Annotated in this window: 10 protein-coding genes and 8 tRNA genes; 11 read left to right on the plus strand and 7 right to left on the minus strand. The window is 41.6% G+C overall.

Features of this window, described 5'->3' with window-relative positions; all coding sequences use genetic code 11:
- Positions 1-487: 487 nt before the first annotated feature.
- Entirely contained in the window at positions 488-1441 is a 954-nt protein-coding gene (gene cysK, locus ACUN2T_RS09160; RefSeq protein WP_445497205.1) for a cysteine synthase A, read from the minus strand.
- A 115-nt stretch (positions 1442-1556) separates the two neighbouring features.
- Positions 1557-2327 (minus strand): sulfate transporter CysZ, encoded by a 771-nt coding sequence (gene cysZ, locus ACUN2T_RS09165; protein WP_445497206.1) that lies wholly within the window; start codon positions 2325-2327, stop codon positions 1557-1559.
- Positions 2328-2546: 219 nt separating this feature from the next.
- Here cysZ and zipA point away from each other — a divergent pair, with 219 nt between their 5' ends.
- The 4 genes from zipA to ACUN2T_RS09185 all read left to right on the plus strand — a co-directional run bounded on the left by zipA (position 2547) and on the right by ACUN2T_RS09185 (position 7275).
- Positions 2547-3479 (plus strand): cell division protein ZipA, encoded by a 933-nt coding sequence (gene zipA / locus ACUN2T_RS09170; protein ID WP_445497207.1) that lies wholly within the window; start codon positions 2547-2549, stop codon positions 3477-3479.
- Positions 3480-3540: 61 nt separating this feature from the next.
- Positions 3541-5559, plus strand: coding sequence for an NAD-dependent DNA ligase LigA (gene ligA, locus ACUN2T_RS09175; protein ID WP_445497208.1), 2019 nt, complete (start codon positions 3541-3543; stop codon positions 5557-5559).
- A 188-nt stretch (positions 5560-5747) separates the two neighbouring features.
- On the plus strand, positions 5748-6932 hold the full coding sequence (locus ACUN2T_RS09180; protein ID WP_445497209.1) for a NupC/NupG family nucleoside CNT transporter: 1185 nt from the start codon (positions 5748-5750) through the stop codon (positions 6930-6932).
- A 127-nt stretch (positions 6933-7059) separates the two neighbouring features.
- The gene (locus ACUN2T_RS09185) at positions 7060-7275 is read left to right on the plus strand and encodes a DUF3820 family protein (protein WP_036843187.1); all 216 of its coding nucleotides are present in this window, start codon (positions 7060-7062) and stop codon (positions 7273-7275) included.
- Between the two features lie 88 nt (positions 7276-7363).
- On the opposite strand, the gene ACUN2T_RS09190 is transcribed toward ACUN2T_RS09185, so the two are convergent.
- The 3 genes from ACUN2T_RS09190 to gltX all read right to left on the minus strand — a co-directional run bounded on the left by ACUN2T_RS09190 (position 7364) and on the right by gltX (position 9240).
- A tRNA-Ala gene (locus ACUN2T_RS09190) sits at positions 7364-7439 on the minus strand.
- 56 nt (positions 7440-7495) lie between these two features.
- A tRNA-Ala gene (locus ACUN2T_RS09195) sits at positions 7496-7571 on the minus strand.
- A gap of 250 nt (positions 7572-7821) precedes the next feature.
- Entirely contained in the window at positions 7822-9240 is a 1419-nt protein-coding gene (gene gltX / locus ACUN2T_RS09200) for a glutamate--tRNA ligase (RefSeq protein WP_445497210.1), read from the minus strand.
- Between the two features lie 269 nt (positions 9241-9509).
- Between gltX and ACUN2T_RS09205 the strand changes: the two genes are divergently transcribed.
- From ACUN2T_RS09205 to glk, 6 genes are all read left to right on the plus strand, one after another.
- Positions 9510-9585 (plus strand) — tRNA-Val (locus tag ACUN2T_RS09205).
- 29 nt (positions 9586-9614) lie between these two features.
- Positions 9615-9690, plus strand: a tRNA-Val gene (locus tag ACUN2T_RS09210).
- A gap of 44 nt (positions 9691-9734) precedes the next feature.
- Positions 9735-9810, plus strand: a tRNA-Val gene (locus ACUN2T_RS09215).
- Positions 9811-9851: 41 nt separating this feature from the next.
- Positions 9852-9927, plus strand: a tRNA-Lys gene (locus tag ACUN2T_RS09220).
- A 37-nt stretch (positions 9928-9964) separates the two neighbouring features.
- Positions 9965-10040 (plus strand) — tRNA-Lys (locus ACUN2T_RS09225).
- A gap of 227 nt (positions 10041-10267) precedes the next feature.
- A complete protein-coding gene (glk, locus tag ACUN2T_RS09230; protein ID WP_445497211.1) occupies positions 10268-11233 on the plus strand; it encodes a glucokinase in 966 nt (321 codons plus the stop codon).
- 538 nt (positions 11234-11771) lie between these two features.
- On the opposite strand, the gene ACUN2T_RS09235 is transcribed toward glk, so the two are convergent.
- Positions 11772-11846 (minus strand) — tRNA-Arg (locus tag ACUN2T_RS09235).
- Positions 11847-12035: 189 nt separating this feature from the next.
- Here ACUN2T_RS09235 and mlaA point away from each other — a divergent pair.
- Complete coding sequence (mlaA, locus tag ACUN2T_RS09240; RefSeq protein ID WP_445497212.1) at positions 12036-12788, plus strand: phospholipid-binding lipoprotein MlaA; 753 nt, start codon at positions 12036-12038, stop codon at positions 12786-12788.
- A 74-nt stretch (positions 12789-12862) separates the two neighbouring features.
- Here mlaA and fadL read toward each other — a convergent pair whose 3' ends face one another.
- Positions 12863-14173: a long-chain fatty acid transporter FadL gene (gene fadL, locus ACUN2T_RS09245; RefSeq protein ID WP_445497213.1), complete on the minus strand. Its 1311-nt coding sequence runs from the start codon at positions 14171-14173 to the stop codon at positions 12863-12865.
- Positions 14174-14825 lie beyond the last annotated feature (652 nt).

Genomic DNA, 14825 nt, shown 5'->3' on the forward strand with positions numbered 1-14825 from the left:
GCTTAAAGTGCGAGCCCGGCAATATTTCGACAAAAGCGATAAATAGCTTTTGAGCGCCCTTTAGTTTTACCCGAAGGGGGAGAGAAACGAATCACTCCTTACGTACACTCCGGGTTATGCGTGCTGTCCGTGTTCACTATTCTTTCACAAGAACGTCATTCACAAGAACGGGCCGTATCAATTGCGCCTACTGGGATAGACTATAAGATTGATAATGTAATAAAAGATTTTATCGATTATCAAAAAAATTATTCTTTTCGATGCTTCTGATTGATAGTTTGAAGTAAAGATAGATCACAAAACTACTTAACTGAAACTACTACTTCTGGTAATTAATTTCGAGCATCGAAATAATTATTATTGGTTAAATACTAAACCCATTGTAAGAAATCATCTAGTAAAGTGTAAAAGTTTGATCTACTGCACAGAAAAAGCACCATTTAGGTGCTTTTTTGTCAATAAAACTAAGTAACTTACTTAAATACTTTTATTCATCAGACAAGTCAGTAAACAATGCACTGCTCAGATAGCGCTCACCTGATGAGGCCAGAATGACGACGATATTTTTATCTTTATACTCCGGTTCCTGAGAAAGTTTCACTGCGGCTGCAACAGTAGCACCGGAAGAGATACCCGCCAGAATACCTTCTTTCACCATGATGTCACGAGCGGTTTTGATTGCCTCGTCATTACTGATTTTGAAAACGCGATCAACCAGTTTCAGATCAAGGTTATCTGGAATAAAACCAGCACCAATGCCTTGGATTTTGTGTGGGCCGGGTTTCACTTCTTCACCGGCCAGAGTCTGGCTGATTACAGGTGAGTCTTCGGGTTCTACTGCAACCGCAGTGACGTTTTTACCTCTAGTGTTTTTCAGGTAACGGGTAACGCCTGTTAGTGTGCCGCCAGTACCTACGCCGGTAACAAATGCATCTACTTCACCATCGGTATCTTCCCAGATTTCTGGGCCAGTGGTTTTTTCGTGGATTTCTGGGTTTGCCGGATTGCTGAACTGTTGCAGGATAATATAGCGATTGGGGTCACTGGCCTGAATTTCATTGGCTTTCTCAATGGCCCCTTTCATACCTTTAGCGCCTTCAGTTAGCACGAGATTTGCCCCCAGTGCTTTTAGTAGCTTGCGGCGCTCAATACTCATCGTTTCTGGCATAGTCAGCGTTAATTTATAGCCACGAGATGCCGCAACGTAGGCAAGTGCAATCCCGGTATTACCACTGGTTGGTTCTACCAATTCTTTTCCTGGCTGTAGGATACCGCGTTTTTCAGCATCCCAAATCATGTTAGAACCAATACGGCATTTTACACTAAAGCTTGGGTTACGAGACTCGACTTTTGCCAGAATACGTCCATTGCCAAAGTGTTTTAAGCGAATTAACGGGGTACGACCAATTGTTAAAGAATTATCTTCGTAAATTTTACTCATACTCGTCTTTCAACTCCCTTTAGTGATATCCGGTCAACGATACGCCAACAATCAGGTTATGGAAATATAGTTTGAATATATTCTTATTGCCTTAAAGAATAACATTTGAATGAATTTATTTTACAATACAAAACCCGTGTTGATCTCGATAGCGATCTACCCATATTGCAGTGGCAGCGCATACTGCGATAGGCATAATCACCAAATTGACGATAGGTATCATTGTCAAAATACTTACCAGCGCACCAAACTGTAGATTATTCATTTTGTTTTGACGAAGGGCGTCACGCATTGTTGAAAAACTGACTTTGTGGTTATCAAATGGATAATCACAATACTGAATCGACAACATCCAGGCACTGAAAATAAACCAGAGCACAGGTGCGACAGTTTGCCCGATAACAGGAATAAAATAGAGAAGCAGCAAAACCAGGGCGCGTGGAATATAGTAGAGCAGTTTTACTAATTCTCGTTTTAGGATGCGTGGAATATCTTTTACCAGTTCCATAACGCCGGTATCCGGTGCAGAAGTGCCTGTTAAATCAGCTTCCAATTTTTCTGCCAGTAATCCATTAAACGGAGCTGCTATAAAGTTCGCTATCGTGCTGAATAAATAAGTAAAAATCAGCAAAACAGAAATTACTGCCAGTGGCCATACAATGTAACTGAGCCATTGCATCCAATCCGGTACTTTGTTCAGTATCCAGGGGATCCAGTTTTCCAGTTTTTGGTAGAGCCACCAGAATGAACCACCAAGTAACAAAATATTTGCCAATAAGGGCAATAGAACAAATCTTTTAATACCTGGGCGAGTAATTAATCTGCAACCTTGCACCAAATACTGAAAGCCGCTCAAATTTTTTGGTGATTTTGTCAAATTAAGCATACTTCCTATTCTCTCCTGTATGATTGAAACGCTATCATATAGGCAGGATTTTCGACTGACTAGTATTGTTCTGTATAAAAAAAAAGCAAAAAGTGCTTGTCCGGCATCTTTCTGATAAGAAAAGTGTGTATAAGCTTGCACTTGTGTTATTTGACAAATACAGTTAATACAGAAAATGTTTCGCCGTGGTGGCATATTAATTAAACAACAGAGATAGCAATGATGCAGGATTTGCGTCTGATATTAATCATTGTTGGTGCGATAGCAATAATAGCTTTGCTGTTACATGGGTTGTGGACCAGCCGTAAAGAGCGTTCTTCGCTTTTTCGTGATCGCCCAGTTAAACGTCATAAACATGATCGTCAGGAGAGTTTCGTCGATGACAGTGATGATGACGCGTTTGACAATCAACAAAAGCCTTACGCCCATAAGCAGGTGAAACCTCATCAGGAATATAAAACTGAGCCGGTTATTGAGTGCCGTCAGCCAAAGTTGACTGAAATGGATGTTGCTACGTCTGAAGAAAGCAATGATCCGTTGCTGACTGGTCATCAGCCTGAGACTACAACCCGAAAAGCAGTAGTAGAAATAGCAGAGCAGGAACCTCAGCTTGGCTTGTTTGAATCCGAAGGACGGGATGAGCCTGAGAAAAATCGATCTCAGGCGGAAGAAAGGCCTCAGGATATGGCAAAAGAGGGAGATGGTGAGCAGGAAGTGCAGGCCAAAGCAGCAAAGGAAATCGTTTTGGTTCTTCATGTGGCAGCACACCACGGTCAGGCACTGAATGGTGAGCTCTTGCTGCAAAGTATCCTGCAATCTGGCTTCCAATTTGGAGAAATGCACATTTTCCACCGCCATTTGAATCCATCAGGCAGCGGTCCGGTGTTATTCAGCCTTGCTAATATGGTGAAACCGGGTTCATTTAATCCTGAAACAATGGCTGATTTTACCACTCCAGGGGTTTCCATGTTTATGATGGTCCCTTCTTACGGGGAAGCTAATCAGAATTTTAAGCTGATGCTACAGGCGGCTCAGCGTATTGCTTCTGATGTTGGGGGAGTGGTGCTTGATGATGAGCGCAAGATGCTGACACCACAAAAAATCGAATTGTATAAAGCACGTATTCGCAGCACACTTGATGTTCAGGTATAATCAATTTATCAAATGTTCAAGCCTCCGCCAGTCGGGGGCTTTTTATCGCTGGTTATAAGTCATGAAATCAACGGCTCAACAAATAGAAAATCTCAGAATAACACTGCGTCATCATGAATATCTGTATCATGTCATGGATGCACCAGAGATCCCTGATGCAGAATATGATCGGTTAATGCAGGAATTAAAGGTTCTTGAGGAACAATACCCAGAGCTGATTACATCTGATTCACCGACACAGCGGGTTGGTGCTGTTCCTCTAGCTGCTTTTGAACAAGTCCGCCATGAAATTCCCATGCTATCACTGGATAACGTATTTGATGAAGAGAGTTATTTGGCGTTTGATAAGCGGGTGCGTGACCGCCTGAAAGATGATCAGGATTTAGTGGTGTGCTGTGAGCTGAAACTGGATGGCCTGGCTGTGAGTCTGTTGTATGAAAATGGTGAACTGGTACAGGCGGCGACCCGTGGTGATGGTACAACAGGGGAAAACATTACATCAAATGTCCGGACTATCTGCGCAATTCCACTGCGCCTGACCGGAGAGAATATTCCAACCCGTATTGAAATTCGTGGTGAAGTTTTTATACCCCAAAAAGGATTTGAGAGGCTGAATGAGGAAGCACGCCGCACCGGCGCAAAAGTATTTGCTAATCCACGTAATGCAGCGGCTGGCTCTCTGCGTCAGCTTGATCCCCGTATTACCGCTAAACGGCCATTGGCTTTCTTTTGTTATGGTGTTGGTGTATCGGAAGGGGGGGAATTGCCGGCCAGTCACTACGAGCGATTGATACAGTTTAAGCAATGGGGATTGCCGATCAGCGATAAAATTAAAGTTTGTACTGATAGTCAACAGGTTATTGATTTTTACCACGATATTGAAAACCAGCGTTCAACATTGGGGTTTGATATTGATGGTGTTGTTATCAAAGTGAATTCGCTGGAATTACAGAAAACGTTAGGTTTTGTCGCCCGTGCGCCACGTTGGGCAACAGCATTCAAATTTCCTGCTCAGGAGCAAATGACGATTGTCCGCGATGTTGAATTTCAGGTCGGTCGTACAGGTGCTATCACCCCGGTAGCGCGTCTGGAACCGGTGCTGGTCTCTGGTGTGACTGTGAGTAATGCGACATTGCACAATGCGGATGAGATTGAACGTTTAGGTTTGCGTATTGGTGATACTGTTGTTATCCGTCGTGCTGGTGATGTCATTCCAAAGGTTGTGGGTGTTGTGGAGGACAGAAGGCCACAGGACAGTGATGAAGTTGTTTTTCCTGAACATTGTCCGGTGTGTGGGGCGGATGTCGAGCGGATTGACGGGGAGGCTGTAGCGCGTTGTACTGGTGGTTTGGTCTGTGGCGCTCAACGTAAAGAAGCACTGAGGCACTTTGTTTCCCGGCGGGCGATGGATGTTGACGGTATGGGAGAAAAGATTATCGATCAACTGGTGGATAAAGAGTATATCGAAACCCCGGCGGATCTTTTCAGGCTTACTGCGGGTAAATTGACCGGGCTTGATCGTATGGGGCCGAAATCCGCGCAAAATGTGGTAGATGCGTTGGAAAAAGCGAAAAAAACCACATTTGCTCGTTTCCTCTATGCGCTGGGTATCCGTGAAGTTGGGGAAACGACCGCCGCTAATCTAGCCGCTCACTTTGGCTGCCTGGATAAATTACGTGCCGCTGATGAAGAAGCTCTGAAAGAGGTCCAAGATGTTGGTGAAGTGGTGGCAAAACATGTGGTTAACTTCTTCAATGAACCTCATAATCAAAAAGTTATCGATGACTTGATTGATAATACCGGTATCAATTGGGAACAAGTTGTTGTAACAAAGGCTGAGAAGATTGACAGCCCATTCGCAGGTAAAACAATTGTGCTTACTGGCTCATTGCATCAGTTATCCAGAGATGAAGCCAAAGATAAACTTGTTGCGCTTGGGGCAAAAGTGGCTGGTAGTGTTTCTAAGAAAACAGATTTGGTGATTGCTGGTGAAGCGGCCGGTTCGAAATTGGCTAAAGCTAATGAGTTAAATATTTCAGTTATTGATGAAAAAGAAATGATCCGTTTATTGGGTGAATAACTTTTTGTTTGTATTCTGTTTACTGATTATTGAGAGGTTTTCTCAATAATCAGTGATGTTTGATAATGTGTTTTCGAATCTGGCTTTATACGATTCAGCTGAAAATGTGATATCTATCCCATTTAATCGCCTTTTATTACATAGAATGCATTTTATAAACTAGCTTTCTGTTGTGTTTGGAGTGTGATATGTCTCAAATCCTGCATTTCCTTTTAGCTCTGATTGTCATTGGCGGCCTTGCTATTCTGGCGAGCAGTAACCGTAAAGGTATTCGTCCTCGTTATATTATTCAGTTGCTTGTTATTGAACTTGTCCTTGCGTGGTTTTTCCTGAATTCAGGTGTTGGTCAGGAATTTGTCATGGGATTTGCCGGCTTGTTTGAGCATTTATTGAAATTTGCGGGGGAAGGGACGGAATTCATTTTTGGCGGCATGATGGATGCAAAACTGGCATTCTTCTTTCTGAATGTATTGTGTCCGATTATCTTTATTTCCGCATTGATTGGTATTTTGCAGCATATCAAAGTATTGCCAATCATCATTCGGGTTATTGGTACTCTGTTGTCTAAGGTCAACGGCATGGGGAAATTGGAATCATTCAATGCAGTAAGTTCTCTGATACTGGGTCAGTCCGAAAACTTTATCGCTTATAAAGATGTGCTGGGAAAAATGTCTGAGCGCCGAATGTACACGATGGCTGCAACTGCAATGTCAACAGTTTCCATGTCAATCGTCGGTGCTTACATGACCATTTTGGCACCTAAATATGTTGTGGCGGCATTGGTGCTCAATATGTTCAGTACCTTTATCATCTTGTCATTGATTAATCCGTATTCTGTTGACAGCGAAGAAGATATTCAGATGAGCAATCTTCACGAAGGCCAAAGTTTCTTCGAAATGTTGGGTGAATATATTCTGGCTGGTTTTAAAGTCGCACTGATTGTTGCCGCTATGTTAATTGGCTTCATTGCCTTGATTGCGGCTATTAACGCGCTGTTTAGCATGATTTTTGATATGAGCTTCCAAGAGATGCTGGGGTATGTGTTCTATCCCTTTGCCTGGATAATTGGAATTCCTGCTGATGAAGCGTTGCGGGTTGGTAGCATCATGGCAACCAAATTGGTTTCTAACGAATTTGTTGCGATGCATAGCTTGCAATCAATTGCGGCAGAACTTTCTCCGCGTTCACAGGGGGTTTTATCGGTATTTTTGGTTTCTTTTGCTAATTTCTCTTCAATTGGGATTGTTGCCGGAGCGATTAAAGGCTTGAATGAGAAACAGGGTAACGTCGTTTCCCGTTTTGGCTTGAAACTACTGTTTGGTTCAACCCTTGTCAGCTTCTTGTCTGCGGCTATTGCAGGCTTGGTGCTGTAAAAAGATAAAGTTTTATAATAGTGGAATATTGCATCATGGATGATGCAGATTTCTTCTTTCCTTTCGCATATCTTTCCCTTACCCCGTAAACTGGAGTTATCTTTTTTAATTGATATAAATGTGAGTTATGGAAAAAGAAAATCTGATAGAAATTGCCAATACTGTTATGCCATTCGGTAAATACAAGGGGCGTATGCTGATTGACTTACCAGAAGAGTATTTATTGTGGTTCGCTCGTAAAGGCGAATTTCCACAAGGTAAATTGGGCGTGCTGATGGAGATGACTTTAGCAATAAAAATAGAAGGATTGGATTCACTGGTGAAACCATTGAAGAAGAATTAACGGGGATGAAAGTTTGGTTTTTATGCAATGAATGGTGATTGTTACGCTAAAAGGCCCTGAAAGCGTGGCTTTCAGGGCCTGATAATTTTGGTGGAGCTAAGCGGGATCGAACCGCTGACCTCTTGCATGCCATGCAAGCGCTCTCCCAGCTGAGCTATAGCCCCACGATTGTGGTCTTTCTTAATTTTAGTGCCAAACACTTTACACGGGTAAAAGTATTTGGTGGAGCTAAGCGGGATCGAACCGCTGACCTCTTGCATGCCATGCAAGCGCTCTCCCAGCTGAGCTATAGCCCCAATCAAAATTAATGGAACGGGGCGCATAATATGAAACCCTGCAAATACTGTCAACGGCTAACTTATCATTCTCAGAGCAAGCGTTGAAAAAGTCATCAGTTTTGTGATGGATCGACAAAATAAAGGCTGAACAATGGGTTGAAATGAGATAGAAAGCGATTAGGGAAGTTACAAAGCGGTATTAATTAAATGAGATTTTTTTGAAAATAGAAGGCACCACACTGAATCGGTGATGCCTTTGTAGCATTAATTACTGCTGATTTTCACGCTGAGCAATAAATTCCAGAGCCTGATTAATACGGGCCAGAGTACGGGTTTGCCCGATAGCATGAATAGTCACATCCACACCTGGAGATTGACCTGCTCCAGTAGCAGCAACACGCAGTGGCATACCGACTTTACCCATACCAACTTCCAGCTCATCAGCTGTAGATTGAATAGCATGATGAACATTTTCAGGTGTCCAGTCAGTAATTGAAGCCAGTTTTTCACCAACAACTTCAAGAGGTTGACGGGCAACTGGACGTAAATGTTTCTTCGCTGCATCTGCATCAAATTCAGCAAAGTCCTCATAGAAGTAGCGGCAGGACTCGGCCATTTCTTTCAGCGTTTTGCAGCGTTCACCCAGCAGCTTAATCAGATCCGCCAATTGTGGGCCATTACGGGTATCAATACCTTGCTGTTCAATGTGCCATGCCAGATGAACAGCAACTTTCTCTGGGGGCAGGGTATTAATATAGTGATGGTTCAGCCATTGTAGTTTTTCTGTATTGAATGCACTGGCGGATTTATTGATAGCATCCAGGCCGAAGAATTCAGTCATCTCTTCAATACTGAAAATTTCCTGATCACCATGTGACCAACCCAGACGAACCAGATAATTCAGCAGTGCTTCTGGCAGATAGCCATCATCACGGTATTGCATAACACTCACTGCCCCATGACGTTTAGACAGTTTTTTACCATCATCACCTAGGATCATCGAAACGTGTGCATATTCTGGAACTGGGGCACCCAGTGCTTTCAGAATATTAATTTGACGTGGTGTATTATTGATATGGTCTTCACCGCGAATGACATGGGTGATTTCCATATCCCAGTCATCAATGACAACACAGAAGTTATAGGTTGGAGAGCCATCGGTACGGCGGATAATGAGATCATCCAGTTCCTGATTACTGAATTCAATTGGGCCACGGATACTATCATTAAAAATAACAGAGCCTTCTTGTGGATTGCGGAAACGGACGACATGGGGTTGATCCGGATTATGCTGACATTGATTATCACGGCAATGGCCGTTATAACGAGGCTTCTCGCCATTTGCCATCTGAGTTTCACGCAATTCTTCCAGACGTTCTTTAGAACAATAGCAATGATAAGCAGTTCCTTGCTCCAGCATTTGATCAATAGCCTGATTATAGCGATCAAAACGCTTAGTCTGATAATAAGGACCTTCATCCCAATTCAGATTTAACCAGTTCATACCGTCCATAATGGCATCAATAGCTTCCTGAGTTGAGCGTTCAAGGTCAGTATCTTCGATACGCAATACAAATTCGCCTTTGTTATGGCGACTATATAACCAGGAATAAAGTGCGGTACGTGCACCGCCAACATGGAGATAGCCAGTTGGGCTTGGTGCAAAACGGGTTTTAATTTTACTCATTGGGGATTGCCTTAATTACGTTTCACTTTTCAATGAACGTTATTGGTGATTTAAAGTAATAAAAGTGGGGGTTATTTTATCACTGGACTTTAATTCCTCAATGCTGTTAGCGAGGTGTTATTGAGAAAAGTCAGCATATCTGCTTAAACCGCACCCTGAGTGATGATAATTATCTCACCTTTGTTTAATTTTGAGACGAACGATATTTTTCCCTAGAAAAAGCGTTGACTCATCCTGAACTATCCCTATAATGCGACTCCATCACGACGGGGCGATTAGCTCAGTTGGTAGAGCATCTCCCTTACAAGGAGGGGGTCATCAGTTCGAATCTGGTATCGCCCACCACTCGTTGTGATAAAAATGGATTTATGATTGGGCGATTAGCTCAGTTGGTAGAGCATCTCCCTTACAAGGAGGGGGTCATCAGTTCGAATCTGGTATCGCCCACCAATCTAAATTCAGTGGTATAGACGCAGTGATAGTCATCATGAAGTGGGCGATTAGCTCAGTTGGTAGAGCATCTCCCTTACAAGGAGGGGGTCATCAGTTCGAATCTGGTATCGCCCACCACTTCATTAGATTATTTCAGCAGTATCACACCTTTTTGGAATGGGTCGTTAGCTCAGTCGGTAGAGCAGTTGACTTTTAATCAATTGGTCGCAGGTTCGAATCCTGCACGACCCACCATTCAAAAAGGCGTAGTTAGAGTAGTTCTCCTATAGATGGGTCGTTAGCTCAGTCGGTAGAGCAGTTGACTTTTAATCAATTGGTCGCAGGTTCGAATCCTGCACGACCCACCATCTCGAAAGACATAATTCAGATAGTTCCCCATAGATAGATCATTAGCTCAGTCAGTAGAGCAGTTGACTTTTAATCCATGAGTTTCAGGTTCTAGCCTGGCGAATCATCTTTAATAGGTGATATCCCGATTGTGCAAGCTATTCGTGCCCAAACTACCTATACCAATAATGTCAGATGGGATAAGCTTTACGTAATTGTTGTACTAGCTAATTATTAGGATATAAAAATGAATCTCTACGGACTAGTGGCTGATATTGGTGGTACGAATGCCAGATTAGCGCTTTGCAATTTGAAAGACGGTGCTATTGACCAGATTAAAACATATAGTGCAAAACAATACGCTGGGTTGGAGTCTATTATCAGCCACTATTTGGCTGAGCAAAAAGTAATAATAACTTATGCTTGTATCGCTATTGCCTGCCCGATAAATGGTGATTGGGTGGAAATGACTAACCACCAATGGGCATTTTCTATTAGTGAGCTGAAACAGGTGCTTGGGCTAGAAAAATTAGATGTTATTAATGACTTCACTGCCGTATCTATGGCTATCCCTATGCTGACAGAGGAACACAAAGTTCAGTTGGGAGGGGGAAAAGCGGTTAAAGATAAACCAATTGCTGTTTATGGGGCTGGAACTGGTCTTGGTGTGGCTCATTTGATAAAAGCAGGCAAGCAATGGATAAGTTTACCTGGTGAAGGTGGTCATGTCGATTTTGCAGCGAATAGTGAAGAGCAAGATGCAATATTAGCTGTTTTACGTCGTAAACTGGGGCATGTTTCGGTAGAAAGAATCTTGTCCGGTAGTGGATTAGTGAATCTCTATCAGGCCATTGCAATTTTGGATCAGAGTCAGCCGGAAGAGTTAGAACCAAAAATAGTGACGCAACGAGCATTGGATGAAAGTTGTCAATATTGCCATCGTGCCCTGATACTATTTTGTGAAATTATGGGGCGATTTGGCGGGAATTTAGCTTTAAATATGGGTGCTTTTGGTGGTGTGTATATCGCTGGTGGTATAGTGCCGCGTTTTTTTGATTTCTTTAAGCAATCGAATTTCCTTTATGGATTTGAGGATAAAGGGCGCTTTAAAACATTAGTACAACAGATTCCTGTTTATCTGATTACTCATCCACAACCTGGATTATTAGGCTCAGGAACATATTTACGGCAACAACTCTCATTGATTGATTAAGCTATAAAGACAGATATATACACATTGAAACTAGTGATTGTATATATCTGATTAAAACCTCTTAAAATATAACTTATTGTTTTTTAACGTATTAATTTGCGGGTGAATATTTTAGTATGATTTGTGTTTTTGTTGGATTTTGTTTTTTAAATTAATAATTTAAAATTATTTCTCATATGATTGATTTAAAATTATTAATTAAATGATTTTAAAAATATATTAATGACTTAAATACAAGATTGTATTTAAGTCATTATATGAAAATATTAACTTACATATGAAAAGATTACTGATTTATTCATATACCACTGTAATACATTAACTTGTACTTTCGGGATAATTAGAAATTGCATATGATTATAAATTCTGCAAATAGCGTTTCTATTAACATGAGTTGGCTATATTTTAACCCAATCCCAGCTATACTATTTTCATAGGATATTGTTTGGAATTCATACCAAGAACATGAGGTTATTAATCTATCTTATTATTTATAAAAGAAAAATGAGATTATATTACAGTTGGTGAGGTAATCTTCTGGCGTCCCCTGCAGGGATCGAACCTGCAATTAGCCCTTAGGAGGGGCTTGTTATATCCATTTAACTAAGGGGACAATATCTGCATTATAACTGTTTTTCTTTCCTAAGATAAGGCGTGATGAACTGTTTGCCTATTTAACAACCACTCAAATTGAGTACCATTCAAGTTGAATTGTCAGTAATATTTATATTATTGATGATCGTCGGTGGGTAATGCACAAATTGATTTGCCGGATCTAAGAAGTTATTGCTTGGAGAAATGTATGACGTATCGTTTGGGTGGAATCGTTCTTACAGCCGCATTACTGGTGGGATGTTCTAGTTCATCTAATACTGTTGAGCAGGGGCGTTCAGACCCTCTGGAAGGTTTTAACCGTACAATGTTCAACTTTAATTATGATGTTCTTGATCCTTATATTCTACGTCCGGTTGCGGTAGTGTGGCACGATTATGTACCCATGCCTGCTCGAAATGGTTTGGGTAATTTTCTAAGTAATCTTGAAGAGCCGGCTAGCATGGTAAACAGTTTCTTACGTGGTAACCCATATCAGGGAATGAAACATTTTAATCGTTTTTTCCTGAATACCCTTTTTGGGATGGGCGGGTTGATTGATGTCGCAACTATGGCAAACCCTAAGCTGGCAAAAGAAGAGTCAAAACGCTTTGGTAGTACTCTGGGCTATTATGATGTGGGATATGGTCCTTATACCGTATTGCCGGGCTATGGCAGTTTCACTCTACGTGATGAAGGGGGAAATTGGGCTGATATGACTTACCCAATGCTAAGTTATCTGAATATCTGGATGTCAGCCGGTAAATGGGTATTTGAAGGTATTGAAACTCGTGCTCGTTTACTGGATTCTGATGGCTTGTTGAAGAATTCATCAGATCCATACCTGATGATGCGCGAGGCTTATTTCCAGGGCCATGATTTTATGGCAAGTGACGGTAAACTGGAAGCCACGAAAAATCCAAATGCTGAAGTATTACAGGATGAGTTGGACAGTATTGATTGATAGTTGCTTCTGGTTTAACGCTATAAATAAAAAAGGATAGCAGCAGACTATCCTTTTTTAGGCACTACATATTATCAGAATGCGTAGTTGAAGTTTACACCATATAACCAGGCAGAACCTTTTGCATCAAATTCATATGGCTTATTGGCTGGATCAGGTTTTTCAGACAATTTCTCTTTAACAGTGACTTTCTGACCATGCATATAAGAAACGCCTACATCAACAGACATGTCTTTGTTAAACGCGTAAGTTGCACCAGCACTCAACCAGAAACGGTCCTGATCAGGAATAGAGATAGAACGGTTTTCAGCAGGAATCGGGCTGTCATCAAAGGCGATACCAGTACGGAATGTCCAGTTGTCATCGTGATAATAAGTTGTCCCTAAAGCAATCCGGTAGGCATCTTTAAAACCTTCATGTTTACTGAACAGGACTGAACCGTCTTTATTTTTGGTTCCTTTCAGTTCACTAAACTCACTCCAGCCTGTATATGCCAAGCTATAGTGGATAGCCCATTTAGGTGCTACGCGGTTGTAACCGGAAACTTCCCAGATATCTGGTAAATTGAGGTTTAATTTACCGCCAATGGTTTGGCCGCCGGTGGCAGGTAATTGCGCGATTTTTCCTATCTTAGGAGGAATGTCGTTTTTATAGTCACCGTCTTTAAATTTGACTTTAACTTTAGAACGGTAAGTCAGGCTGTATCGGTTATTTTCATCCACTTCATACATGATGCCTGCGTTCCAGCCATAGCCCCAATCTTTACCTGACAGATTAGCGACTTCATCTGTTGGCTTTATGAGGCCATTCAGTTTATTTGACAGAATGCCCGCATGACGGACGATTTTTGCATCAGCATAAACAGCGTTCAGTCCTAAACCAAAGCTGAAGTTATCGTTCAGTCGATACGCACCGCTTAGGTTGAAGTTCAACGTTGTCAGATCAGTTTTACCGCCGATAGGGCCTGCTTCATAGTTGTTACTAAAATCAGTAGCCAGACCAAAGTTAGTGGTGACCGAAGTACCAACAAACCATTGATCATCAATCGGCATAATAAAATGCAGATTAGGTATCCACGCGGTAGGCGCAATGTTTTTTGCGTTGGTACTTTTACCCGTCATTGGCGATTTACCGGTAATATCAACATCTGGGTTGATATAGACGGCACCAATAGAAAACGATGGGCGATCAAACAGAGTCATTGCTGCTGGGTTACGGCTGCCTACAGTCGCGTTATCAGCAACAACGCCTTCCCCGGAAAAAGCCCGGCCCAAAGCCGAAGTAGAAAATTCGTTTAACTGGAAACCAGCAGCGCCAGCGTTGGATGAAATTATAGCCACTGCAACCGCTAATGCTGAACGGGTGAACAGGTTTTTCTGGTTCATGACCAAAACCCTCTTGTTTATTATTTAACTATGCCACTTATCTTAGCAAGGAGCGCAGGATTGTAGAGTCGGTTTGTCTTGATGACAAATCAGACCAGTCGTGAAGTATAGGTCTGATAACAGTTGGTGTTGCAAGAATGTTTTTAAAATATGACCAAATTGATATCAAAAACGCGACTCAGTTAACAAAAAAATGATTTTCGAGTGTTAATAAAAACGTTTAAAAATGATTTTTCGAGATCAAATTTCAACGAGATAAATATACTTATATAGGGTAGGCGCTGGTTCTCCGGTGGTAAGGGGGATAAAATATTAAGATGAGTTATTAATACTTGGGGAATGAAAATATGACTGATGTAACGAACCAGTATGGTGCAGAAGAAATCGCAGCTTGGCTACTGCGTGGTTGTTTTGAATAAATAGCGGGGTGTTTTACTGAGACCTTCCTTCTTGTTATTTCTTTTTTTACCGCTTGCGAACATGCTCTAAGAAGCATTGAAATTATTTAGCCATTAAATAAATTAAAGTTGCGCTCCCTCTCATTTTTAGTTTATTCAGGTTTGCTATTTATAAACATTACGCTAACAATGATCTATCAGGTCAGACCTGTCCAGGTCGATTAAAAAATTTTTTCAGTAATTTGATTGAGTTA

Source organism: Photorhabdus machadonis, assembly GCF_052657765.1.